This window comes from Pelatocladus sp. BLCC-F211, from assembly GCF_041928655.1.
Classification (GTDB): Bacteria; Cyanobacteriota; Cyanobacteriia; order Cyanobacteriales; family Nostocaceae; genus Pelatocladus.
The window spans coordinates 24,800-50,740 of sequence record NZ_JBHFLM010000157.1 but is presented as its reverse complement, the minus strand read 5'-3'; the positions used below and the strand labels follow the sequence as shown (position 1 = coordinate 50,740).

The 25,941-nt window shown below is 41.6% G+C and carries 22 protein-coding genes; 9 read left to right on the top strand and 13 right to left on the bottom strand.

The features are described from left to right. The first annotated feature begins 309 nt into the window (after positions 1-309). Together ACE1AT_RS19675 and ACE1AT_RS19670 are read left to right on the top strand one after the other, a co-directional pair. A complete protein-coding gene (locus ACE1AT_RS19675; protein ID WP_374871338.1) occupies positions 310-1,272 on the top strand; it encodes a phosphatase PAP2 family protein in 963 nt (320 codons plus the stop codon). Positions 1,273-1,312: 40 nt separating this feature from the next. Beyond that, entirely contained in the window at positions 1,313-1,933 is a 621-nt protein-coding gene (locus ACE1AT_RS19670; protein WP_374871336.1) for a Uma2 family endonuclease, read from the top strand. Positions 1,934-2,231: 298 nt separating this feature from the next. Here ACE1AT_RS19670 and ACE1AT_RS19665 read toward each other — a convergent pair whose 3' ends face one another. Then, positions 2,232-3,521, bottom strand: coding sequence for a glycoside hydrolase family 10 protein (locus ACE1AT_RS19665; RefSeq protein ID WP_374871334.1), 1,290 nt, complete (start codon positions 3,519-3,521; stop codon positions 2,232-2,234). A 284-nt stretch (positions 3,522-3,805) separates the two neighbouring features. Here ACE1AT_RS19665 and ACE1AT_RS19660 point away from each other — a divergent pair, with 284 nt between their 5' ends. Continuing rightward, a complete protein-coding gene (locus ACE1AT_RS19660) occupies positions 3,806-4,786 on the top strand; it encodes an aldo/keto reductase (RefSeq protein WP_374871332.1) in 981 nt (326 codons plus the stop codon). Between the two features lie 166 nt (positions 4,787-4,952). Here the strand turns inward: ACE1AT_RS19660 and ACE1AT_RS19655 are convergent, their stop codons facing one another. The 3 genes from ACE1AT_RS19655 to hslO form a co-directional block, all read right to left on the bottom strand. Then, a complete protein-coding gene (locus ACE1AT_RS19655; protein WP_374871330.1) occupies positions 4,953-5,615 on the bottom strand; it encodes an NYN domain-containing protein in 663 nt (220 codons plus the stop codon). Between the two features lie 408 nt (positions 5,616-6,023). Continuing rightward, positions 6,024-8,057 (bottom strand): chromosome segregation ATPase, encoded by a 2,034-nt coding sequence (locus ACE1AT_RS19650; protein ID WP_374871328.1) that lies wholly within the window; start codon positions 8,055-8,057, stop codon positions 6,024-6,026. Positions 8,058-8,211: 154 nt separating this feature from the next. Next, positions 8,212-9,117, bottom strand: a complete 906-nt coding sequence (hslO, locus tag ACE1AT_RS19645; RefSeq protein WP_374871326.1) for an Hsp33 family molecular chaperone HslO — start codon at positions 9,115-9,117, stop codon at positions 8,212-8,214. A gap of 87 nt (positions 9,118-9,204) precedes the next feature. Between hslO and ACE1AT_RS19640 the strand changes: the two genes are divergently transcribed. Further along, positions 9,205-9,348 carry a hypothetical protein gene (locus tag ACE1AT_RS19640; protein ID WP_374871324.1) on the top strand — a complete coding sequence of 48 codons (144 nt, stop codon included), beginning with the start codon at positions 9,205-9,207 and terminating at the stop codon, positions 9,346-9,348. Between the two features lie 23 nt (positions 9,349-9,371). After that, positions 9,372-9,752 carry a hypothetical protein gene (locus tag ACE1AT_RS19635; protein ID WP_374871322.1) on the top strand — a complete coding sequence of 127 codons (381 nt, stop codon included), beginning with the start codon at positions 9,372-9,374 and terminating at the stop codon, positions 9,750-9,752. A gap of 68 nt (positions 9,753-9,820) precedes the next feature. Here the strand turns inward: ACE1AT_RS19635 and ACE1AT_RS19630 are convergent, their stop codons facing one another. Beyond that, positions 9,821-11,035: an HhoA/HhoB/HtrA family serine endopeptidase gene (locus tag ACE1AT_RS19630; RefSeq protein WP_374871320.1), complete on the bottom strand. Its 1,215-nt coding sequence runs from the start codon at positions 11,033-11,035 to the stop codon at positions 9,821-9,823. 272 nt (positions 11,036-11,307) lie between these two features. Beyond that, positions 11,308-12,285 carry a DUF1517 domain-containing protein gene (locus tag ACE1AT_RS19625; RefSeq protein ID WP_374871318.1) on the bottom strand — a complete coding sequence of 326 codons (978 nt, stop codon included), beginning with the start codon at positions 12,283-12,285 and terminating at the stop codon, positions 11,308-11,310. A gap of 649 nt (positions 12,286-12,934) precedes the next feature. Between ACE1AT_RS19625 and ACE1AT_RS19620 the strand changes: the two genes are divergently transcribed. After that, positions 12,935-14,167, top strand: coding sequence for a glycosyltransferase family 4 protein (locus tag ACE1AT_RS19620; RefSeq protein ID WP_374871316.1), 1,233 nt, complete (start codon positions 12,935-12,937; stop codon positions 14,165-14,167). Positions 14,168-14,228: 61 nt separating this feature from the next. On the opposite strand, the gene thiS is transcribed toward ACE1AT_RS19620, so the two are convergent. Both thiS and ACE1AT_RS19610 read right to left on the bottom strand, forming a co-directional pair. Then, positions 14,229-14,441, bottom strand: coding sequence for a sulfur carrier protein ThiS (thiS, locus tag ACE1AT_RS19615; protein ID WP_374871314.1), 213 nt, complete (start codon positions 14,439-14,441; stop codon positions 14,229-14,231). Further along, positions 14,407-15,552 carry a thiamine phosphate synthase gene (locus ACE1AT_RS19610; protein ID WP_374871312.1) on the bottom strand — a complete coding sequence of 382 codons (1,146 nt, stop codon included), beginning with the start codon at positions 15,550-15,552 and terminating at the stop codon, positions 14,407-14,409. The genes thiS and ACE1AT_RS19610 overlap by 35 nt, the downstream gene beginning before the upstream one ends. 478 nt (positions 15,553-16,030) lie before the next feature. Here ACE1AT_RS19610 and ACE1AT_RS19605 point away from each other — a divergent pair, with 478 nt between their 5' ends. Both ACE1AT_RS19605 and ACE1AT_RS19600 read left to right on the top strand, forming a co-directional pair. Then, positions 16,031-17,956, top strand: coding sequence for a DUF1565 domain-containing protein (locus ACE1AT_RS19605; RefSeq protein ID WP_374871341.1), 1,926 nt, complete (start codon positions 16,031-16,033; stop codon positions 17,954-17,956). Between the two features lie 415 nt (positions 17,957-18,371). Continuing rightward, positions 18,372-19,592, top strand: coding sequence for a YARHG domain-containing protein (locus ACE1AT_RS19600; protein WP_374871310.1), 1,221 nt, complete (start codon positions 18,372-18,374; stop codon positions 19,590-19,592). Between the two features lie 154 nt (positions 19,593-19,746). On the opposite strand, the gene ACE1AT_RS19595 is transcribed toward ACE1AT_RS19600, so the two are convergent. From ACE1AT_RS19595 to ACE1AT_RS19580, 4 genes are all read right to left on the bottom strand, one after another. Then, positions 19,747-20,508, bottom strand: coding sequence for a hypothetical protein (locus ACE1AT_RS19595; protein ID WP_374871308.1), 762 nt, complete (start codon positions 20,506-20,508; stop codon positions 19,747-19,749). Between the two features lie 225 nt (positions 20,509-20,733). Beyond that, the gene (locus ACE1AT_RS19590; protein ID WP_374871306.1) at positions 20,734-22,833 is read right to left on the bottom strand and encodes an S-layer homology domain-containing protein; all 2,100 of its coding nucleotides are present in this window, start codon (positions 22,831-22,833) and stop codon (positions 20,734-20,736) included. 126 nt (positions 22,834-22,959) lie between these two features. After that, positions 22,960-23,805, bottom strand: a complete 846-nt coding sequence (locus tag ACE1AT_RS19585) for a neutral zinc metallopeptidase (protein WP_374871304.1) — start codon at positions 23,803-23,805, stop codon at positions 22,960-22,962. Between the two features lie 189 nt (positions 23,806-23,994). Continuing rightward, on the bottom strand, positions 23,995-24,315 hold the full coding sequence (locus ACE1AT_RS19580; RefSeq protein WP_374871302.1) for a hypothetical protein: 321 nt from the start codon (positions 24,313-24,315) through the stop codon (positions 23,995-23,997). A gap of 533 nt (positions 24,316-24,848) precedes the next feature. Between ACE1AT_RS19580 and ACE1AT_RS19575 the strand changes: the two genes are divergently transcribed. Then, positions 24,849-25,058: a hypothetical protein gene (locus ACE1AT_RS19575; protein ID WP_374871301.1), complete on the top strand. Its 210-nt coding sequence runs from the start codon at positions 24,849-24,851 to the stop codon at positions 25,056-25,058. A 42-nt stretch (positions 25,059-25,100) separates the two neighbouring features. On the opposite strand, the gene ACE1AT_RS19570 is transcribed toward ACE1AT_RS19575, so the two are convergent. Next, positions 25,101-25,907: a hypothetical protein gene (locus tag ACE1AT_RS19570; protein ID WP_374871299.1), complete on the bottom strand. Its 807-nt coding sequence runs from the start codon at positions 25,905-25,907 to the stop codon at positions 25,101-25,103. Between the last annotated feature and the right edge of the window lie 34 nt (positions 25,908-25,941).

Here is a 25,941-nt window from a genome sequence, read left to right as displayed (position 1 = left end):
TGTAGTTTTGTAGGTTGGGTGTAGCGACAGCGAAACCCAACATTATAGTCTGGTTAATGTTGGGTTACACTCCGTTCCACCCAACCTACATAATGTCCTTTTTGAAAAACTCCTCTTTTCAAGATGGACGAGGTTTAGTTTTCTTGAGTACCTATGTTGATAAACATTCGATCTGTCTAGGTACTCAAAATATTGGATATTAGTAAGATAAAGACCGGAAGGAGGACAAGGAGGCAATTTTTCTCTATTGTCTTCTCCCACTCCAAGCACACCCCACACTCCCCAATTCCCGATCTCCAATCTCTAAAAATGGGCAATTCTGTTAATTATTTTTCCACTGGTAATTCTTTGATCCGAGCGATACATACTGCTGTCAAAGGTAGAGCTAGATATAAGGTAAGTGGATTGTATGATTCACCAGATTTCAAAACGTACCTTGAATCTAGATTGTCAGAGGAGAAAGTTGTCACACAAGTTCGTGCTAATCCTGTGACAGGAAATGTTCTAGTGCTTTTTCATCCTGAGATTAATGCAAATGCGATCGCTTGGCTGATCCAAGAAATTGTTGTAGATTACAGTAAACAGAATCAAAAACTAGCTCCAGACAAGAATTTACCTATCCTGAGTACACCTGTAGAGAAAGAACTAGCCAAAGCTGGTAGCGAACTTGCTTTGGTGTCAGGTGCTGTTTCCACCCTGGTTTTCAGCACTGTATTACTACATAGATGTGGGCTAGACGAAGTAATTTTATTAACAATTCAAAAATTACATACGCCAGTTTTAGACCGGATCATGCTTAGTATCACTTTTTTGGGTGATCCGCTTTTTTTGCTGTTGCTTTGTCTGGGATTGGGAACTAGATCGGCGTACAATCAGCGTCCTGGGGAAGCAACCAGCTTGGGTATGGCCGTAGTTGGTGCGATCGGCTTGAATATTTTTCTCAAAGAACTATTTTGTAGAGCGCGTCCTGCACTGTGGGATCATCTGGTAAATGTGGGTCACTACAGTTTTCCTAGCGGACACGCTATGGTATCAATGGTAATTTATGGTTTTATTGGTTACACCTTAGCCAAGCAATTTCCTCAACATAAGCAGCTTATTTTTGCTTCGACTGCTGGCTTAATTAGTGCGATCGGTTTGACTAGGCTTTATCTCGGTGTACACTGGCCGACTGATGTGTTGGTTGGCTACGCCGCAGGTTTAGTGTGGTTGGCTGTGTGTTTAAAAATTGTCAACCAAGGCTTGATGAAATTGAAAAATGCACATGGTTGAATTACAGGACACTGCATGAACGTCCAATAAGGAGGTAAAAATGACACAAGCTTTACCAAAACTCTTGACGTTTGAAGAATTTGTAGAGTGGAAGCCTAATGAGGGACGCTATGAATTGCATGATGGAGTGATTATTAAAATACCACAGCCGCTAGGAGGTCATGAAGAGGTTACAGGATTTTTATCAATACAGCTGGGTGTTCAATGCTATCAATCAAAGCTCCCCTATCTCATACCAAAAACAGCATTGGTTAAATCTCAACAAAGCGAGTCTGCTTACTCACCAGATATACTAATTGTTAACCAAGCGCAACTACAAAATGAACCGCTTTGGGAAAGGGAATCAACTGTAATTTACGGGTCATCAATTCCTTTAGTGATTGAAGTAGTTAGTACTAACTGGCGTGATGATTATTTTACAAAATTAGGTAAATACGAAGAAATTGGAATATTAGAATACTGGATTGTAGATTACCTAGCTTTAGGCGGTAAGCGATTTATTAGCAATCCTAAACAACCAACTATATCGGTCTATTCCCTAGTTGAAGGTGAGTACACTGTCACTCAGTTTAAGAACAGCGATCGCATAGTATCACCAACATTTCCAGAATTAAATCTAACTGCTCAACAAGTTTTTCTAGCTGGGAGAGGGAAAGAGTAGGGCGATCGCAATCAATAGAAAATTTGAGGAACATGTAAGAAATACAGAAAATGTCAGCAGAATTAAATACAGGAATAATAACTTGGCTAAAGTTATCAATTATCAGTTAACAAGTATAAAATTTTGACTGATAATATCAGGTTCGGATAATTAGTTATACTTCCCACAGTCATTGCACCCCACCCCCAACCCCCTCCCCGCAAGCGGGGAGGGGTGGCGAAGCCGGGGTGGGGTTCAAAGGGAATTATAAGTAATCAAGCGAACCTGATATAACTGATAACTGATCACTGATAACTGTTTACTGTTGAGTGTTGATTGTGGCTTCTAATGGTTGTTCAACTCTGGCGCGGAGTGCAGGATTTGCAAACAAGGTTCTAAATGCAGCTTGTCGCTTGTCTGGTGGTTCAGGTGCGTATTCCCACAAGCTTTCGTAATAGAAGAAAGCTACACCTAAACCGCGTTCTTGGGCAGCTCGCACCTGGGAATTAATTTGTTGTATAGGTACTGGATTATTTCGCAACCCTGTCATAATACCAATGCCAGTTGGTATCTTTTGTTGTGAGAGTTGAATTTCAGGACGGGAAATCTTGGCGACGAAACTTTGCAAATTGGGACGATACACTTGCATGATCAGCTCATCGACAATATTTTGATCGAGCCAAGCTAGCCAATCTTGCAACTGGAATTTATAAGCAAAGTCGTAGTAATTGGGAGAAACAGAGAAAATTGCACCAGGTTTTCTGGCTTTCACAGCTTGATTGAGTTGTACCATAAAAGCTGTGATTTTATCTGCCCGCCAGCGCATCCATGCTGCATCTTCAGGATTACTGGGTGGGTTCTTTTTAGTTTCCTGCGTATACAAGGCAGTTGTGTATTTATCGTAGCCAAATTCGCGGGGTAAACTCATGTGGTCGTCAAACTGAATACCATCGACATCATATTGAGTGACGATTTCCACCACAAGATTAGTGATAAACTCTTGGACTTTTGGATGAAAGGGATTGAGCCACATTACCTCACCCGCAGCACTGATGGAAGTTTGGCTACCATCCCGTTTTTGGGTAAACCAATCTGGATGATTCATGGCTAGTTCGGACATCTGGGGAGCCATAAAACCAAACTCAAACCAGGGAATCGCAAGTAGTCCCTTGCGATGGGCTTGGTTAATTAAGTCTGCTAAAATATCATGTCCGTCTGAGCCTCGCAATACAAAGGGTTGAATACCTTCGCGTTTAGCTACGGCGCTAGGATACATGACATAACCAGAATTCCACACTACAGGATAGATTGTGTTAAAGTTCAAATCCCGTAATTGACTAACGGCATTTTCGACTTTGGCACGATCTCTAAGGGTGTTAAAGTCATTGTTGGTCATCCACACACCACGAATTTCCTGACGAGGAACCTGTGCTGTGGCAAAGTTAAGGTTGTTGCTTAAGGACACCGTCAAGAATGAGATTAAAAAAAGTAGTGGGAGAAGAAATTTCAGCGATCGCCTGCGAAGACGCCACCAAGTTTGAGATTTGTCTGATTTTTTATCTACCCACATGTGCGATCGTCTGCTTGGTTGATGAAGTTTACTAGCCATCGTGTCTACGAACTGGTTAATCAGTAGTTGTTCATTCCGTGCGAATCTAGTTACTGCCTGTCTTTTGAAATTGAAGCAGACTAAGCACAGTGAAATAATTGACGCAGCAACTAACACATTAGTGCCTAGTATCACTTTCGCATGAAGGGGAAATACTTAATCCAGGGATAAGTTTATTGAATGTATTGAATTGTTTAATAATGAATTTTGGAAAGTAAATAAGCCTAAAAAGTACAGACGCGATGTTCCTCGCGTCTCTATCAATGACTAATAACAAATCACAAATGACAAATGACAAAAAACTTTTTCTGCCAACAATGGGTTGTGGAACTTGGGCATGGGGCAATCGGCTGCTATGGGGATACGATGAAAGTATGGATCACCAATTGCAAGCAGTCTTTGACCTGTGTGTGAGTAATGGTGTGACTTTGTTTGATACGGGTGACTCTTACGGAACGGGGAAATTAAATGGTCGTAGTGAGTTACTTTTGGGAAAATTTACTCAAGAATATCAAGGTATAAATCAAGAAAATATTTGCATTGCGACTAAACTTGCTGCTTATCCTTGGAGATTGACACGCCAGTCGATGGTGCGAGCTTGTCAAGCTTCTGCTGAACGCTTGGGAAGAAATGTGGATTTGGTACAAATGCACTGGTCTACAGCTAACTATGCTCCTTGGCAAGAAAAAGCGCTGTTGAATGGTTTAGCGGATCTCTACGAACAAGGTTTGGTGAAAGGAGTAGGTTTATCGAATTTCGGCTCGAAACGGCTCAAACAGGTACATAAAAAATTTGCAGAACGAGGAATACCAATTGCGACTCTGCAAGTTCAATACTCATTACTATCTACTTATCCTGTCACCCAACTGGGAATTAAGGAGGTTTGTGACGAACTGGGGATTAAATTAATTGCTTACAGTCCTTTGGCGTTGGGAATATTAACAGGTAAATATTCTGAACAAGGCCCGTTTCCCAAAGGTATCCGGGGAATATTGTTTCGACAGTTATTACCAGGAGTGCGATCGCTTTTAGAGTGTTTGCGAGCGATCGCTCAATCTCGAAATAAAACCATGTCTCAAGTAGCTCTCAACTGGTGCATCTGCAAAGGAGCAATTCCCATCCCAGGAGCCAAGAGTGCAGAACAGGCGCAAGATAATATTGGTGCTTTAGGTTGGGAACTCAACTCTCATGAGATTGCAGAACTGGACAAAGCTGCTGCAAATACAGATAAAAAAATGGTACAGAATATTTTTCAGACGAAATAGGGCGATCAGGGATCAGGGATCGGGGATCGGGGATCGGGGACAAGGGAAGGGAGACAAAGAGGACAAGGGAGAAAAACTAATGACCAATGACCAATTACTATTGTACAGACGCGTAGACGCTCGTCAGAGCGGCTTCAAGGTAAGAGTATAATCGCGTCTCTAATGACTACATATAACTAGTATTAGAAACTTTTTGAATTTCTTCTTTGATACTATCGAGATCAATAAAGCAGTCGGCATAATTAATGAGACTTTCGCTAGTCATTGAGTGCAGACTGACGATTTCTACTCTCACTCCTTTGTAGGAAACTGCATTGACAGCATAGGCTAAGTCTCCATCTCCACTCACTAAAACTACAGTGTCGCAGTAGGAAGCCAAAGTCAGCATGTCTACAGCAATTTCTACTTCTAAATTGGCTTTTTTAGAGCCGTCAGGAAACTGAACTACATCTTTGGTGACAACACGATATCCATTGCGACGCATCCATAACAAAAAACCCTGTTGTTTGTCGTTGGTGCGGTCAACTCCACTATAAAAGAAAGCACGTAGCAATTTACCGCCTTTTGCGAGATGAGACAGTAGTTTGGAGTAATCAATTTCAATCCCTAATTGCAAAGCTGCATAAAAAAGGTTGGAACCATCAATCAAAACAACTATACGACCGCGATTTGAAATGTTATAAATAGCACTTTCTTCCGAAAAATCTGGTATTTGAATGTCTGTATCTTGATTATCTCCCTGGCTAAGATTTTGTTCCTGATATGGAGATTGGTGCCGCAATGCTTGATTTTGATTGTTTTTTTTATTAAAGTTAGTAATGTTAGTCATTATTGCCTCTATATAAAAATTCAAGAAATTTATTGATATTGCAGCCACTGGAAGGCTATATTTACCACAATCAGAGTATGATAGGTTATTCTGCAAGCAATTTTATCTTTTTTGCCCCATAAGTCTCCTCGACCAGGTCAGACGAGAATAAACCCTTGGTCATATTATTACTTTCCAGTGAAAAATCATAGCTCATTATTAAATCATCCATGCCGAATTCAAAGTTGGCAGGAAAGTTTTTAAATTGTCTAATTAGCAATTAAATCATTTTTATAACATGTATGTATGAATTCAACCGAATTATGTTAGATTTCTGATTTCACAGAAAAAGGATGTAGGGGTATAGGGATGTGAGGGTGTAAGTGGAATAATTTTTCATTCTATTCCTACACCCATAGGGAATTCAGATTACTGCTGCGGTTGAAACCTATTTGGCAATAATGGGTCAAATTGTTGCTCTGGTGTAGGTGCAGGATTCAGAAATTCGCGCCAAGTACGAATTTGTTCTTGTGCAGCATTGTAAACAGCCGAATTGCGTGGAATGAGCTTGGCTGTTTCGATCGCTCTGGAAATATCAGACTCACCTTGAGAGCGTGCTATATCCAATATTTGCTGACTCCATTGGTCGATCGCAATGCTCGCATCACTACTTAAAATATTACTACGAGGTACTCGATTGGCTAATCTAATTGCCTCTGCTAGAGCTTGGGGAGTACCAGTTAATGCCACTTCTCGCGCTCTCTTCCAGTTTTCGCGGGCGCGAATTTGCGATCGCCAATCATCTATAGCGGCTTGTGCTTCACCAGATAGCGCCCTACCTGAAGGTATTTGTTGAGCAACGTTAATAGCGGCGCTAAGGTTCCCACTCCTAGCTAGTTCTCGCGCTTGATCCAAGTAAGGTTGGTCTTCTATGCGCTCTATCTTCGCCGTCCAAATGGCAATTTTCCTCTGTGCTTCTCTATATAATGCCCGTCCTCGACGAATTTGGTTAGCTTCAGCGATCGCCGCACCCAAAGAGTTAATATCTTCTAACACAGCGATCTCTTCAGCGCGTTCTAAATAAGGTCTATCTTCGATTGTCTGTATTTGAGCAACCCAACCATTGATTTCTGCTCTTGCTTCTTCCCCACGCGGGTTGTTTTCGGGAACTTGTTGTGCTTCTGCAATAGCTGCTGTTAAATCGTTGATTGTTCCTTGACTCGCGATTTCCCTTGCTTTTTCCAGTTTAGAGACATCTTCAATTTCTAGTTGCCAACGCGCAATTAACTGTTGTGCTTTGTCGTAGACAGCTCTCGATGGATCAATTTGTTGAGCTTGGCTAATTGCTGTCTCTAAACCAGCAACATTACCAATCCAAGCATTTCTTTGGGCTTCTGCGATCGCAACGAAGTCTTCTGTTTCTGACTGTAAGCCTGTACTCAGAGGAATTTGTTGAGCAATAGAGATGGCTTCATCGGCTTCACGATTATCTAGTCTTTTCTGTGCCAAATCTAGCATTGTGCGCCCAAATTGGGGGATTGCTTCTTGAGCTTTTTGGTAAACGTAACTTTCCTTTTGGATTGACTCTGCAATTTTAATCGCTTTGAGTAAATTATCTACGCTACCGCTTTGGGCAAGATTTTCCGCTTTTGCGAGTTTATCGCCATCTTCCCGTGCGGTCGTGATCAATCTATTTAATTGGTCATATTTTATACTTGACCAAAATTTATTATCTACTCGTAATAATTTAGCAGCTGCCATAAATGCGTCGTGCCAGTGTTGTTCGCGCATTTCATTTTCTGCTTGTTGGTAAATACCCTCTGCTTCTGACCAAATTTTTTCCCAGTCGGTAATTTGCTCTGTTACTAATTTATGAGCAGCCATGTCTTCAGGGATTTGTCTCGCAGTGGCGATGGCTTCTTCTAATTTGCCTTGTTGGAAACTTTCGTCAGCTAATTTTAAAATATCCCGTGACCATTGTTCTAGTAAACGGTCTATTTCTGATCGTAAAGGATGGCTTTGTGGTAATTGTTTCACCAGAGCGATCGCTTGCAGTAAGTCTTTGACAGTTTGTTTAGAAGCAGCTAGTTGAGCACAATGTAAGCGTACTGACGCACTAGCCAAAGGCCAAAAAATAGATGGGCAATTCGGGGCAGATGGCAACTTTAACAGCATTGATGTTGCCATAAATGCTATACTTCCGGGTACTAATGTTAACAACAGCACCCACAGAACCCAGCTTTTTAACCAGCGTGGAACTTTCCCAGAACCACGACCACTGGGAGGTAGTTGTTCAGAAGTGTTTGGTTTGGACTGCTTCACAGACTTGGAGCTAGAGTCGGCAGGTGGTACACCAGACATTTTAGTCTCATTTAATTGCCCTGAGCGGGATAATCTTGTTGTTATATCTGGCTCTCTGGCTTTGCCTAGTGACCAACTTTTTGGAATATCCCGTTCTGTCATCTCTCACACCAAAGTAGTTTAATAGCGATTTGCTCTGAATCGCAACTATGCTGTTGCCATGGTAACTTTCTCACCAAGAAAAATCTACCTCTTGCATGGTTCTATCTCCATAGATATCATTACTACCCTCGAAACCCAGGATAATTTTATACTCTTATCTTGTAGCAGATGATTCTGCTTGCAAATCAACGATTAATTGAGCTAAATGATCGCTACTTGCTTGGTAAACTGTCCCACAAAAATCACAAGTTGCCTCTGCGCCATCATCTTTTATGATCATGTCTTGCAGTTCTTCTTCTCCCAACATTTTTAGCGCTCCTAAAACCCGATCAAAAGAGCAAGCACAGTGGAAACGTAGTATTTGAGTTTCGGAAAATAACGACACTCCCATATCTCCCAGCAAGTCTTGAAAAATTTCTGTTAAAGACTTACCAGCTTGCAGCAGAGGCGTAAACCCGCTTAAAGCTGCAACTCGTGATTCTAAAGTTTCGATTAAAGCTTCATCCCTGGCTGCTTTCGGCAAAACTTGCACTAGTAGACCACCTGCTTGTGTCACTCCACTTGGTTCTACAAATACACCTAATACTAGTGCTGAAGGTGTTTGTTCTGATGTTACTAGGTAATGAGCCACGTCATCTCCTATTTCACCAGAAACAAGTTCAACTGTACTAGAGTAGGGATAGCCGTAACCAATATCGCGTACTACATAAAGAAAGCCATCACCAACTGCACCACCGACATCTAACTTGCCTTGAGCATTGGGGGGTAGTTCCACTGCTGGGTTGCCTACATAGCCACGCACTGTGCCATCTAGACCTGCATCTATTAGTATACCACCCAAAGGACCATCACCTTTGACTCGGATGTTGACCCTAGAGCCAGTTCGCTTCATGCTAGATGCCATCAACAAGCCAGCTGTCATAGTCCGACCCAGAGCAGCTGTTGCAACATAAGACATCTGATGGCGCTGTCGTGCTTCTTCTGTTATACGAGTAGTGATTGCACCGACTGCACGAATTCCACCATCGGCTGCTGTAGCGCGAATTAATTGATCCGCCATGAAAATCCTTACATTTCTTTACAATTTTACTTTCTTTATTTTAAATTCATAGCTTGATCAAAAGTGACTAAATATTAGGAAACAAGGATGATAATAACCGTACCAACCACAAGCGGCTTTCCCCTATCCCTTGCAACGCCGATATTTTTGATTTGGAAGTCTCTAAGTTTGCGATCGCTATCGGTGTCAGATGCATTTAGTACTGCTGATCTCAAGTCTTTGTCATACTAAAAGAAAAAGCGATCGCGTTAACAATGCTAGGTAATTTCCAAAAAACTCAACTCAGGATAGAAATAGAAGCACCAGCAACTGCTATTAGTGACAGTCTGCTGCGTCCTGCACAACTAGAAAAATGGCTACTCTCTGGTCGTCTTTCCATCGGAATGCCAGAACAATTACATCCAGGATTTCAGTTTACAACTCGATTCGGGCCAGTTGCGATTCATCATCAAGTCGATGTCGCAGATTCCAATCGTCTGCGCTTAATCTTGAGTCAAGGAATTGATGGTTTTCACGAATGGTACTGGGGGGAAGGTTGGGTACAATCTCGCCTAGAAGGAATCTCAATTTTGCCACTTGCTTTAGGACAAAGTTTGAATTTACTAAGTTTGCGTCAGTTTTTAGTAAAAAAGTAAGTTAGTTGGTTGTTGTTTGTTGTCTGGAAAAAACAACAACCAACAACCAACAACCAACTAGTAACTAATTACGAAGCACCCTTTAATTCATCTGTGCGTACTGATAATTGCTGTGTCTGATTTCCGCGTTGGACTTTCACCTGTAATACTTGGCCGATACGAGTGTCTTCCACAAGATTTTGCAGTTGTTCAGCACTAGTAATTGCTTGTCCATCGATTTGGGTGATCACATCTCCGCGTCGGATACCTGCTGTAGCAGCTGGAGAATTAGGTAAAACCCGCATTACTAAAACCCCGTTCACTTCTGGAATCAGGAACTGAGAATTGGGGTCATTGTTGCTTTCTTTGGCTAACTGGGATGTGAGAGTGATCATTTGCACACCCAAGTAAGGATGAGCTACTTTACCACCGCGTTGCAGTTGAGCTGTGATTTGTTTGGCTTTGTCGATGGGAATAGCAAAACCAATCCCCATTGCATCAGCACGAATTGCTGTGTTAATACCGATGACTTCGCCTCGGTCATTCAATAACGGTCCACCAGAGTTTCCAGGGTTAATTGCAGCATCTGTTTGAATAAAGTCCAAGCGCTTGTCAGGGATACCAACTTGGGCGCTAGAACGTCTGAGGGTACTGACAATTCCCAAGGTAACGGTGTTGTCAAATCCCAAGGGATTACCAACTGCGATCGCCCAGTCTCCTACTTGGACATTAGAAGAAGAACCCAAAGGTGCTACAGGCAAATCACCGCCAGCGTTAATCTTAACTATAGCCAAATCGGTGACTTCATCCACACCTTGAACTTTGCCCTCAAAAGTGCGCCCATCTTTAAGGCGGACTGTGACTTTATCAGCATTATCGACTACATGGGCATTAGTCATAACTAAGCCACTTTTGTCAATAATGAAACCAGAACCTAAGCCACGTAATTGTTCCGGGGGTAACTGTTGAGGGAAACTTTCACCAAAAAACCTGCGGAAAAATGGGTCCTCATAAATATCAGGGAGACGACGGGTAACTGTACGCTCAGTATCAATCCGCACTACAGCCACACCCACACGATTCACAGCCGCAGTCACAAAGCTGCTGTTACCAATAGCTGCTGTGGCTGGTGATTGCTTTTGAGCAATAAGTTGTGGTGTGTCATTTGTAACTGACTTAGGTGCTGGGTCAGCTTGGGAAGGTGACACTTGGAGAGTGCCAACAGTTAGTACAACTCCTAAAATTATGGCTAATAAATGGGTTCCGAGTTGTCGAATAGACCTGGGTAGTTGGGAAAATCGCATAACCACAACCTTATTTTTCAGTCTAGTTAATTACGTAATCGTGACAGTTTCTCTAAAATTATTGTTGCAGATTTAATGAGAATCCTTACGTGTTGACGCTTCCTTTCATGTTGGAGTTTCGCAATGACCAAAACTAGGGGTGTGGGGTATAGGAGTTGTCAGTATTTAGAGAGCCTGATCCCCGACAACTCTTGCGAAGTCGGGGATCTTGTTGTTTACGACGAATGATTTAGAAGCAAAATTTTTCGGTTATCCCGACACAAACAAAACAATTAAACCAGTTTCAGTTCTGGATATTGTGCCAAAACATCTTCACTGGTAAGGACATCGCCTTCTGCTTGTGGAGTCCACAGTACTTCAAAGGCTAACAGTTGTTCACCAGGAATACTACCGATTTGACGTAAGGCTTGACGCAAGTCATCGGCGTTGTTGATTTGTGGTATTTCAAATTTACCAAGAGTCGCAGCCAACAGAGTCACAATGATGTATTCTCCTGGTCCTTCGCTGATTAGGCGAGTTGGGTTGTCGAGTTCATCCGCAGACGGTAAAGCCTCTTTGCGTGCGGCTTTGAGCTGATTGTTGAAGTTAGACAAAGTTTCTTCGCTGAACTTGCTACGTTCAGCCAATGCTAAACGGTTGAATGTTGATTCTGCTGCATTCAGACGTGCTTGTTGAGTACCACCACCTGCATAGACCCAATATTCTGGATGACGGAGTAAAGCGAGGCTAGCTTCTTGTAAGACTTCAGCTCTACCCTGTGAAGAATTGGTATCAGCAGTTTCGGCAATGTAGTTGAGTTCTGGTTGTAAACTACGGGCATTAGCTAATAAACCCACCTGTAACTGACTGATGGAAACTGTAGGGTTGCTGCTGTAATCGATATCGTCACCACCACCACTCACAGCACGACGGAATGATTGTACTAAAAAGCCAGCGATCGCCAAAAAAATCAACAGGCCAAATAGTCCACCACCAAAACCAAATATTGGCACTATAAAAGGAAATCCGAATCCACCACCTGGATACCCTGGATAATATCCACCGCCGTATCCCCCACCAGGAGGTGCATAAGTGCGGGGTGAGGAGTAGCCACGACCACTACTAGGCATTCGGAAGGAACCACCACCAATTCGACCCCCACTAGCTGCTAATGCGCCGTCAGCATGACTCAGCGCCAACGTGAACACCAAAAAGAGGAGGAGTAGCGGCTTTAAAAGTGGTTTGAAGACTTGTTGTAGTTTTTTATGCATAACACAGTTACTTGAAAAACGATATTGATTAATTTGTCCAAAGGTGGAATGTTTTTGCGTTTGGTGAGTGACGCTAGCCTGTACCATGCAGGGAATATAAAAGTGAAAGTAGCTCTCATCACTAGCTACATATTAAATTTATCGTTTCTTATCCTGTGTTTGCAGCTATCCTCTAGCCTAATCCGGTCGCAATAACCGTACTTGTTTGGGGATCGGGGAGCGGGGAGCGGGGATTGGGAGGACAAGGGAGCAGGGAGAATAATAATCCCCTTTCCCCTTTCCCCGATCCCCAACCACTTCTATTCGGCATTTTGGCAGAACATTTTGATGGTATTTAGTTATTCTACTGATTACATCTATACTAAGTAACGGTTACACAATTCTTTGCGATTATGCAGCTAGAGATGTAGCGATCGCAACTATAAAACCCAAGACCTACAAGTTCTTAAAAGAATAGTTAAGAGTTGATTAATAAAGTGAATATCAAATCTGAGAAGTGTGTTAAGAATGTGTAGCGCACTACTGAATTAGTTGTGTGACAACACTTGAGATTGATGTAATTATTAATTCAGTAGGGGCGTACATTTGTACGCCTTTACTATCAACCAACAGCGAAATCAGTTTTTAAATTTTATTTATTAAATTTCTGATGGAACAGATTTCATCAAGGGTAGCGACCGTTGGAGAACAAACTGTATCTCCAGATATTCTAGTCGTATGCCGCACTTTTCTACCCAGAGAAGGTGGTATTGAGGAGTATATTTATAATCGCTGTCTACAAGATACAGATCGGGTAATTCTTCTGACTGCTAGTTGTGCAGGAGATCAAGCTTTTGACAAGTCACAGGTATTTCCTGTGTATCGTTGGCACATTCCCCAGTCTTGGCGTGATGGTTTGAGCAAAAATATCCTCAAACCAACTCTAAATATAATTTGGTCAGCTGTTTTCGCAATAAAACTTTATTTTCGCTATCATTACCGCTATATCGAATGGGGTCATGGCTACGATTTTATTTCACTGTTGTTTTTGAGCTATCTTTTACCGATTCGCTTTTTTATCTATCTACATGGAAATGATATTTTATATACTTTACGCAATCCGATAATGCGATCGCTGTTTGCATTGACTTTAAAAAGAGCAGAAGGTATTGTTTGCAATAGTGGCTGGACACGAGATTTACTCACCACTCATTTTCAGATCAACACCCCCACTCACGTTATTCATCCTGTAGTTAGAAGAAAAAAATTTGGTGTAGCCAGTCCTACCGCAATTGAGGAATTACGTCTACGGGTACGCAACAACCATGACATTCCAGAAAATGCAGTAGTAATTCTCTCGGTCGGCTATCTACAACAGTATAAAGGTTTTGATTTAGTCATAGATAATTTACCACTACTGCTCACTTTCGGGCTGGAAGTTCATTACATACTGTGTGGACAAGGCCCTTTTGAGGCAAAATTACAATCTCAAGTACGACGCTTGCGCTTAGACAGATGGGTACACTTTGCTGGACATGTTGCTGAACGGGAATTGGCTGGTTACTATGCAGCCTGCGATATATTTGCTTTACTAACTTTATTTGATCGCAGTGCTAGCAGTCACTTAGGTTTTGGCATGGTCTACTTAGAAGCAGCTTACTTTGGTAAACCTATTATTGCCTCAAACTTTGGTTGGGTGACAGATACAGTTCGTCATGGGGAAAACGGCTTAATTGTCAATCCCTATTCTGGTTTAGAAATGTTTCAAGCATTTCGCCAGCTTTGTGAAAACCAGCAACTACGCGAACAACTAGGACGTAGGGGAAAAATACTAGCAAACAAAAGAAGCTTGCACCGATGGCTTTATATACCCGAATCCCGCTATTCTTGTTTGCTGACTTAGGAAATTTCAAAACATAAATCCTCCTTTCCTTGTCTCCCGTGTCTCCCCCTGCAATTGAATATTAACCCCCACCAACAATAGTGACAATTTCTAAGCGATCGCCTTGCTGTACTTTTGTTTCTTGCCAACACTGACGGTGTAAAATTTCACCGTTGTATTCTACTGCCACCAAGCGAGGATTAAACCCTAGTTGTTGAAGTAATTCAGGTAGAACAGTTTCAGGTACACAGCTACGAGGTTCACCATTGATCTGGATAGTAATTTGATTCGACATAGGAATGATCAGGATCTGGTTGAATACGATTCAGCTGCGATAGAAAATATTGTGTCACTAAAGTAGGTTGTTCGGCTTGCATAATGCCACGCACCACTGCTACACGCTTCGCTCCAGCATCAATCACATCATTGATGTTGTTGGGATCGATACCGCCAATAGCAAACCAAGGGATAGAACAATTTTTCGCAACGTAACGAACATAATCTAAACCAGCAGCAGCCTTACCTTCTTTTGTAGGAGTTTCATAAACAGGCCCAACACCGATATAATCTGCTCCTTCTTTGACAGCCCGTTGCATTTCCTCGGAATTTGTGGTAGAACGACCAATCAAGCGGTGAGGCCCCAGCAATTGTCGAGCCATAGCAATAGGCATATCTTGTTGTCCCAGATGTACCCCGTCTGCATCAACAGCCAAAGCTATATCTACTCGGTCATTGATAATAAAAATGGCGTTATAAGTATGACATAACTGCCGTAATTTCTGAGCTTGTTGGAGACGGACAGCATCATCAACTTTCTTATCGCGATACTGTACTAAAGTTAATCCTCCCTTGAGAGCAGCTTCGACTGTATCTAGTATTTTGTCACTGGGGGAGGTAACAAGATATAAATGCGATCGCACAAGTAACTGATGTCGTTGATAACCCATCAAATTACTTTCTAGGGTGTAAACCCGGTAACGCATCTGCTTCAAAGCTTTCCCCATATTTGGGTGATAAAGCTTGCCATATTCTTCCAGCACCCGCATAGCTTCTTCTACTCGACAGAAGTTAGCTTGTAGCAAAGATTTGATACTAGCACGCTGTTCTTCCTGGGGATGGGTTAATTCAGTACCAGGATCACCCGGTGTATCTCGAGCCGCCCTTAAATCAGCAGTATGCCAGGTTGCTAATTCTTGCCGCATCCGCTTGCATTCCCCAGTTAACTGGGTATTATTTAAACCAAAGCGACACCATTCCTCAATAATTCGCAAACCTTCACGCGCACGATCTAAATTTGCATCTAAGATGCGACAAATAACTTGACTTACTTGCTCTCTTTGGCTGTATGGCTCGACCATTACAACAATCCCATTAGTGTTTTGATCGTAACAGTCAGTCCCTTTCATAGTTGCAATAATTTTTTCATATATTTTGTTTCTTTAAATTAAAAATTTGAGGTTCGAGATAAAGAATTAGAAAATAGGAATTATAAAATATTTTTACTATAACCTCTACTCCTGGAGTGAAGGAGATCGGGGATCGGGGAATGGGGATCGGGGATCGGTTATTCTCATTTGTCACCACGTCTTACTGCTAAGAGTTTCCTTGTCTCCCTTGTCTCCCTTGTCTCCCTTGTCTCCCTTGTCCCCCTTATCATCCCCGATCCCCGATCCCTGATCCCCGATCCCCAATCCCCGATCCCATATGTGAGTGATATCATCGACATTTTTGCAATTTAGAGAGTATAAAAATTGCTAATTGGTTGTAAGGAGTGCAGAAAAAGTGAATTTACCCCTCGTTGTTTCTAAGTCTTGTCAGGCTGACGTTCTAGCAGCACAGAAGATTAATTTAAAGCATAATTCACATCCGTACTTAGAAGTAACAATGCTTTTTATTTATCATTCGGCGCGTTTGTTTCTGAACGCTGCTGGTATAGGAGTTGCAAGTCTGATGCTTATTAGCTGTTACTTTAATAGCGCCATTGCTCAGACATCTCCACCACAAAAGCAGATACACCATACTGAGAAAACAATCTCTCAGGTAAATGCGTTGTTTGTCAACCCAAGTGTCGGAAATGACAAGCAGGGAACCGGGGATGAAAATAGTCCTTTGAAAACTATTACCCAGGCTTTGCGAGTTGCTAACCCCAATACTGTGATTCTGCTTGCTAAGGGAACTTACACCACTGAGGCAGGAGAAGAGTTTCCATTGATACTCAAGCCCGGTATTAGCATTCAAGGAGATGGTAGTAGCAAAGGCCGTGACATCATCATCAGTGGAGGTGGTGATTACCTGAGTCGGAGTTTTGGTAGTAAAAATGTCGCCATTGTCAGTGCCAAAGGAGCAAAACTAACAGGGATAACGGTGACAAACTCCAATCCACGTGGTTACGGTTTATGGATTGAGTCTAACAATCTTACTGTTACAGATAATACATTTGTTGGTAATACTCAAGATGGAATTACTGTCACTGGCAACACTGCACCGATCATCCGCAACAATTTATTTGAGCGCAATAGTGCTAACGGGATTACTGTGACTGATACCTCTGGTGCAGAAATACGAGAGAATGTGTTTCAACAAACAGGCTTTGGTATCAACATTGCTCAAAAAGCTCATCCTCTGGTGGTAGGTAATCGAATTATTAACAATAGAAGTGGAATCATTGTGCAAGCTTCTTCTCGACCCATTTTGCGGAATAACGTGATTGAGGGTAATCAAGAGGATGGGTTGGTGATATTATCCCAAGCACAACCAGATTTAGGTAACACTTCGGAAGCAGGTGGTAATCAGTTTCGCAACAATGGTCGCTATGATATCAATGCTAGTGCTACTAAGCAGATTATTACTGCCTATGGAAACATTATTGCTGGCGATCGCATTGCTGGCGATGTTAACACAAGTGGTACAACAGATGCGATCGCTCAAAATTTACCATCCCTTCCCACTACCACAAATAGCATCCAGAAAACACCAGTAAACCAGGAAATCACCTTTTCTGCTCCCAGTGTCTCTACTAACACCATAACCACTACGGCTACTTCCACCCGGAAATTACCCCCTCTTCCCGTTCTCCAATCTTTTCAGCCGTCACTACCTCCCTCTCCCTCGCCTGTTGTATCTTCTTCTGTTAACAGGGCTTCCAAACCATTAAACAGACAACTACTACCACTACAACCAGCTAATTCGACTTCTAAGGTTGTTGGCACTGTTACCAAGCCAAAGCAATCCATACAACCAGCCACTCCTAGATTAGCTACGACTTCTAGCCAACCAAAATCACCAACCTCAAGAAACACTGCGAGATTTCCTATTCCTAGCAGCTTGACAGTTAAACAAACAGCTACAGGTTGGCAACAAGCAAGTACACCACAAATCAATTATGTACAGGTAGCACCAAATACAGTCGAATTTGTTGCACCTCAACCCCAATCTCCACCTAATCCAGTCACACCCACATCAGTCAAAACGGCAACAAATCAAATCCCATCATTGCCAGTGGTGCAATCTCCAGCTATTCCTAGCAATAATGTTCCTGTTAAGAATCAACTACCAGTATCCAAAAATCCTTCAACTACAGCCTATGCTGGCGGTTCACTAGGCACGCGCTACCGGGTAATAGCAGAAGTACAAACTCAAAGAGATCAAGAATTAGTCAGATTTCTAGCCCCTGGTTCCTTTCCCACTTTCTGGGAAGGTAAAGCAGTTATGCAAGCAGGAGTGTTTAGCAATCGGTATAATGCCGAGCAAATGTTAGCTATTCTTAACAATAATGGTTTGAGAACTGTGATTGAGCCAATTGGATACTAGGGCATGGGGCATGAATCAGTTATCAGTTAACAGTTATCAGTGATCAGTGATCAAATTAAACTGGTAACTGATAACTGAGAAGTTGTCCCCCTTGTCCCCGATCCCCATTTTTAAGACAGTTAGTTCTTTAATAAAAATTTAACAATTACTTCTTCACCCTTACTAATACGCCCTTTTTACCATCTTCTCGCGGTTGCTATTTTCACGCGAGTATAGAAAATTGTGTCAAAATTGATAGTCAAACAGTTGCAAAATTCCACAGTAGATTGAGAAGATAGAAAGACTTCATCGTAAAAACCATAACAGTAACATCTTTTTCCTAGTACTTTTAGTGAGAAACACTAGTGTGGAAATCCTTCCACAAACACCTCTTGCACTTGCAGCATAGACAACCACCTAGACTCTCAACAGCAACATGGATACTTGCAAAAGGACCACTTTCAACGAAACGAACTGCGATAAACCTGATGATACACAACAGGGGGAAGTGTTTGGCATCCCTAATCTACTCTCACTCCCATTAGGAGAGAATGATCCCGATATGATTGATCTCCAGTGTTTAGAAACTGAAGCAGATCCAAACAAACCTGAGTCAGACAAACAACAACAAGAAATTTTCCAGCAAACTACCTTGATTCAAAGAGTTGTTGTACCAAGAGCAGACTTTATCAAACAAAACTCCTGTGGTAAATCTGCTGAAATACCAATATATCCAATTCAACGCTATCCCCTTTACGAACCTACTGAGTCAACAACACAATCCACCCAAGAAAACTCAGTCTATAAACCTGTGAAGCAGGAGAAATTGCTGGATACAATTTCTTATATATTTCTGGATGATGAAAATCTCGATGAGATTGACCACTACACTCGAGAATCCCGGACATCTTCACCACAGTCCAGACTACAAACAAAAATGCCCAGCCGAGCATCAACCGTAGGGTTCAGTTCTAAGGTAGGGCTAGCTTCGATGATGTTTGCTGGAGGATTTGCTGTTGGAGGGGTTTCCTGTTGGTCTGTCATATCAGATCAATTTGCCTCAGCTAACACTAAGCAGAATAAATCAGTACAGAAATATGCCAGTAATATTTCTGCATACAGCACCAATGCCTTAGAAAAAATAAACATCAGTAAACCCGAAATCGAACTCCCAGAGTCAAGCTTTACAGCACTTGAGCCATCTGAGGAGAACGAATCGCAGGTGACTTCGCAACCCGCCAAAAAGTCTAGTTTGAATCAAACTGCATCTCCACTGTCTAAATCTCTTCCTAAAAAGGCTAATCCACAACTAGCTAATAACCAGGCTAATCAAAATCAAACTGAACCGCCACTACCTCAATCTCAAGTATTGGCTGCAACATCAAAGCCTTTATTCCAACAGCGATTGCTCACTTCAGCAGACCTTAAGGGTCGTAATGGGAAGGAATTAACGCTGATGCGTAATGAAATCTATGCCCGTCATGGTCGTCGTTTTAAAGAGCAAAAGCTACAGAGTTACTTTGAAAGTCAAAGTTGGTACCAGCCTCGTTATGCACTGGGAGAGTTTCCTGACTCTATTCTTTCTCAAATAGAGTTAAAAAATGCCGTCATGATACGTGAGTATCAGCGTATTCACGGTTTAATGGTTGATCTATAACTACCTTTGTTTGAAGGGCGACTTCAACCAGGGTGTTTTTCTGTCGCCCCTGTTATATGAAAGACTTAATTATTACTGACGTAAGATATTTCACAATCTAAAATCTAAAATTCAAAATCAAATAACGCGATCGCATTAATTATTATTTCAAAATTTAGGGTATTTCACCATTTATTGTTTCTTGAGCATAGGCACTTAGTAGCTTGTCATTAGACATCGCTTTCAGTTTTGAGGTAAATGACTGAGAGCGATCGCTTGTTTGGGGAGTAAATTGCTCAATCGGAGAATGATTTACAGCAGTTGGAAGCAGCTTGCGTTGTGATTTGGGAGTAGGAGTGGCGGGGAGGGAAGAAGACACGGTGACGCGGTGAGTGGGAGACGCGGAGAAATTATCAATATATCTCTCCGTGTCCTCATGTCCCAGTGTCCCAGTGTCCCCGTGTCCCCCTTGTCCCCCGTGTCCCCCTTGTCCCGGTGTTCCCGCGTCTGCGTATCCCCGTGTCTCCAGGTTTTCCTGCTTCACTTCATCGGGACGAGGGTTGTGGTAAGCAGAAAATTGAGACCATGTTGGCACTGAAGTCAAGCTTTCGGGAAACTTACTGCAAATTAGGCGCTCAAATTCCATATTGAAATGAAAGACAGCCTGCCCTCGTCGTTGCCAAAGTGTTAATATTTGCTGTACTGATATCGCTTTATAACGCCCCTGATACAGTGCTTCAATCACTGCCATATGTAACCAACTATCAGAGAATTGCTGTTGCCAACGATGAACTAGTTCACTGGCCTGATAACCACTGAGATCAAAACTATAGTGAATCAATAAGGCTATTGCCAAGTCGGCAGATGTTCCCAAGCTTGGTGTAAAAGGTGGAATTTCGGTTTGAGGCAATAGGGCTAAATCTTGCTCCCGTTGCATATGGCTAGCTTTTTGCTACTGTTTTTTAGATTGTTTTAAATAAGTTTATTTGTTGTGAAGACTCTTAGGGGATTGGGGATCGGGGATTGGGGATCAGGGATTGGGGATCGGGGATCGGGGATTGGGGATCAGGGATTGGGGAAAGGGGAGACAAGGGAAGGGGGAAGATAGGGTTCCCTTTGGGGATAAGGGGAATCATTAAGTGATAAAAGAGTGTCTTTCATTCTACTCTTTCCCCACTGCAAAAGGAGAAACAATATATGGTGAATTAATTTTTGGAGATCGCCCGATTGCAACTAATGCTTGGTATACCATTGCTGCTACTTCTGCCCGTGTTGCTTCTTTTGTTGGTGCAATTTGTTTAGTATCTGGGTAATTGACGATGATTTTTTGCAATGTTGCGGTTGCGACTGCGGTACGAGCATAATCGGGAATGCTATTGCGATCGCTAAACCCAGATAATACATCAGCATTAGCTGCTGGTAAACTAAGTCCGTTGACCAAAGAAACAATCACCTGTAACCGTTGCACATTTTGCTGCGGGCGGAAGGTGCGATCATTAAAACCACCGACAAACCCACCCTGTGCTGCTTGTTGAATAACTTTGTATGCCCAAAAATTCTTGGGTACATCAGTAAACTCTGGTGCGGAACGTTTAGCAGTGGGGTTAAAAGCTGCTGCGATTAAAGCAGCATACTGAGCGCGAGTCATTAGTTGATTTGGTTGGTAGCTACCATCAGCAAAACCACGGGTTAAATTCATACTCACTAATGCCCGAATAAATCCTTCTGCCCAGTGTCCCTTAAGATCGGTAAATGAGGGAATATCAGCATCTGGATTGACAATGTAAGGAGAAATTATTGGTTTTTGCTTACCGCTAGTTACCAGTGCTTGATAAATTAAAGCTACTACCTCAGCGCGAGTGATGTCCCGCAAAGGTTCCAGTATTTCCGTTTGCGGATAGTTTACCACTAGGAGTTTCTGGGTAGCAATGGCCACAGCTTCAGTAGCATAACTTGGTATTTGAGCGCGATCGCGATACACGGTTAACACATTTGGATTACCACCACTTAGTTGTAACCCATTTACTATCGATACGATTGCTTGAATTTTTGTTAAGTTTTGTCCTGGTCGAAATGTATTATCCGGGAATCCGCTTATAAAACCCATACTAGCGGCATGTTCGATGGCTGCGGCTGCCCAGAAATCTGGTTTAATATCAGTAAATTTACTGTATTTATTTTTTAGAGGTAGTTCAAAAGTTTTAGCAATCACAGCAGCATACTGAGCGCGAGTGATTGGGGCTTGCGGCTTAAATGTACCATCACCAAAGCCACTAATTAAGCCTTTATTGAGTAAAACTTCTACAAAAGCAACTGCCCAATGTCCTGACATGTCAGAAAAACTCGTGTTCACAGATGTTGGTTTGGCAGTGTCTTCAACAGTTGCACTCAACTCTACCAACCCCTTGATCCCCACAGGATTTAACAGGTTTCCAGCCGAAACTAATTTTGCTGATGTGGCATTTTGTACATCAAAACCAGAATTGTTGCGAAATATATTACCAGCCGGATCTTGTGTGCTACCCAAATCAGGGATCGCGTTACCATTTACTAACAAACCACCTTGGGAACTTTTTTCGATGACATTCTGGCGTAGTACTGGCCGTGGATCACGAGATAGAGCGATCGCAGTCTGATTTTCTGATAGTTTGTTATTTGCAATCAAAGGAGCAGCAAAATCACTGATAGCGATACCAATGGCATTTTTTTGCACAACATTCCGTAGCACTTCTCCTTTACTATTACGTGCCATTACTAACCCAGAAGCCCCATTTTCAGAAAATATATTGTCGAGGATCGCTGGTTTGGCCGTACCAGTAACAAATACGCCTTCTCGACCACATTTAATCAAACTACTGTTAGCTAAAGTTGGTGCTGTAGATTCAATCCAGATACCAGTACCTTTGGCGATCGAGTTAGTTACAGTCACACCCATGAGACTAGCATTATCCAGTAATAGCAGTGTGATGTTTTGCAATCCAAAACTTTCGCTTTGATACTCTCCACTTCCAGAAATAACGATACCTTGACCTTTTGTTGCTTCGTTACCCACCACCATTACCCCAGCTGGGACAATCAGTGGAAAAATCTCACCATTAGCACTGGTGTAGTTACCCGGTGCAAGCTGAATGATCATTCCAGTTTTGGCTGCTTTTAAAGCACTGGTAAGGGTTTTATATGGAACTAAGCGTGACCCAGCATTGGCATCATTCCCCATCATGGGGTTGACATAGATTGTAGCAATCAGGGTAGAGCTGACCATCGATTCTTGTGATTAAACGAATGTTTAAATTATGACTATCAAAAAAAAAGTAACTCTACTACTGACTGATGACAAGAACTTTAGTATGGCGATAGCAAAAAGTTTCGCGTCTTGTTCGATTAAATTCTAAGGATTTGCGACTGCAAAAGTATCACATTGTGCTGGATTACCTGTCTGAATACCCTGCTTAAACCATCGCACTCGCTGGGCTGAACTACCATGAGTAAAAGACTCTGGGACGACATATCCTTTTGACTGACTTTGCAAGCGATCGTCTCCTATACTGCTAGCAGCGTTTAGTGCTTCTTCAATGTCACCTGCTTCAAGAATTTGTCGTGATTGATCAGCATGATACGCCCAAACGCCAGCAAAACAATCGGCTTGTAATTCCTGTCGTACTGAAAGTTGATTGGCTTCTACTTCATTAACTTGACGTTGCAATCTACTGACGCGACTGGAAATACCCATAAGATTCTGGACGTGATGTCCGACTTCGTGAGCAATCACATAGGCTTGAGCAAAGTCACCTGGTGCTTGATATTTATTTTTTAAATCCTGATAAAAACTGAGATCAATGTAGAGCTTTTGATCCGCGGGACAATAAAAAGGGCCAACAGCCGAGCGCGCAAAACCACAAGCAGATTTGACTGCATCTGAAAAAAGCACTAACTTCGGTTCTACATAGGTTTTTCCACTTTGCTGAAACAAATTACTCCACGTATCCTCTGTATCAGCTAGAACAACCGAAACAAAATCAGCCGCCTGATCTTCCGTTGCAGGACGTTGCGTTTGAGAAGAGCGATCGCTCGGTGTTTGTGTTTGATCAAATATGATACTGGGGTCGCCTCCCAATAAGGCAACAATCACCGCCAAAACCACAGCCCCAATACCACCTCCGACCACAGGCGCAGAAACCCGACTTCCACGTCTATCTTCAACATTTGTACTTCTACGACCAAATTCCCAGCGCATAACCTATTATCTCCCAACTACCCAACCAAGAATTTCCCTGATTCACCAAAGATATTAGTGGTTTGACTTAGCCAGCTCATCTGTCACAAGGAAAGATCAATAGTCATACTTAGGAAAGGTGTGAATAAAAATTGCAACTGCGGAGGTGGTCGATGATTTTTGCTTCGCATTCAATATCTTGGGTAAGCTTTAATGGTTTGCGCCCTCCGACTTTCGGTCAAATAGTTCTAGTAAACCAACTGTGCCTACAAAAAAAGTATAAATTCCATATTTGATTGGTATATTATTCTTTGCAGATGCATAAAAAACTGCGATCGCAGCTTCAATTAAGTGAGCAGTTATAACGAAACGTCCCATCCAGAACATCGGACTCAGGCTGCTTGGTAACTGAAAGTTATGCAGTAATGCGTAAATATTTGCCAATTCTAGAGCGATCGCACTTGTAACCACAATAATAGATACAACTTTGATTAGATGAGACAAATATTGATTTTTAAGCTTTAAATTCATTTGTATGGCAAGAATTTGAGTTTAATCGGCGTTGCTGCTATGAGTTTAGCGTAGCTGGGAATTGGGATTGATGGGAGAAGGCATAGCTGGGAAAAATAAACACACATAAACCAGCTAGCCTCTAATAATCAAATGACTCAGCAAGACAACTCACCATTTCTATCTCACTCTCATTCCCCCTCCTCGCTTGCGGGGAGGGGGCTAATGTGCGATCGCATTGGGGAAACAGATCATACTAAGAGAAATTCGCTTGTCTCAGACATCGCCGCTTTTTACAGTAGAGTATCAGTAGTTAATTATTGATACATTTGCTGGAATTCTTCTAAAGTATTCACAGTTTAGAGGAGTTGGGGGAGTGCGATCACATTTAGTAAGGGTGCGATCGCATAATATTTTTGATTTTGGTTGTGATGAAACTTGACAAATAACTTGGCAGTGTCCTAGTTAGCGGTAGTGACTTTTTAGCTGTTAGTAAATATTCTACTTAATGTAAATACCTGTTAAAACTGTAAATTTATTAATCTAATTTTTTTATGCCAGACTATCCAGATGAATATTTAGAATTGCTGATTTTTTATCAACAAGAAATAGAAGAAATTATACAACAATTAAACTCTATACCAGGTTTACCATACTCATTAATCACAAAAGTTACTAACCTTCAATTCCGCATCAATTGGGATATACAAAATCAAATAGATAGAGGACAAATACCAGCGCCTACTGATCCTATTGATTTTTAAAGATCAAACAAATTTAATTCTAAATGTTTTAAGAGCAACTATTTATTTTTTTGTTTCAGACAACTCCTGTATTTTATGTATTAAAAATTGAATCATTTTTTCTACATTAGGTGTTTTCTTATAAAATTCTTTGATTTTTGGTTGCTCTTTAAGAGCTTCTTTAATAGCATTAAGTGCAATTTCATATGGTTCGTATATACCAGGCGAAACTTTTATCATTGCTGAAGCATACCTTTCTGGATCAAACTTTCGAGCTTTTCCATCTTCAACACTATAGCGCAACCAAATAATACAGTGACGGATGTTCTTGTCAATTTCATGTATGTATTCGTCATTAATTTGACATTTTGAATTTGATACTGAATCCATCGCGACTTCTATCAATATTCTTTTATTATCTCTAATATCCAGCCAATTAGCGATTTCTTTATCTGCTTTACGACGAACTTTGAATTGATTATTTGCTGATCGTATACTTTCAAATTTATCTATGATTTTCTGGCGTTGTTCATAAGGAATTTCTAAATCATCAATCTCTTTTTTTAAATCCTCTATATCTTTGCTATAGTCATTTTTAAACATATTCATCTCTTGGTCAATTTTCTCTGCTAAATTTGTATTTGTTTTTGCTTCAATTTCTTTAGAAACGATAGAGTCAATCCATTTAATACTACTAATAGTGATAGCAGCAGATCCAAAAATATAAGACCAGATAAACTTATCTCTTTCAGAAGGATTTTCAGAAATCTGGCTATATTTATAGCCTATTAATCCAGTCAATATACCAAAAAAAATAATGAAAACTGAGGAGGGTCTGAGCATGAAAAATTCTTTCCAATGATTTTTCATATTAAAAATCCTAAATCTCTAAAATGAAGTAAAA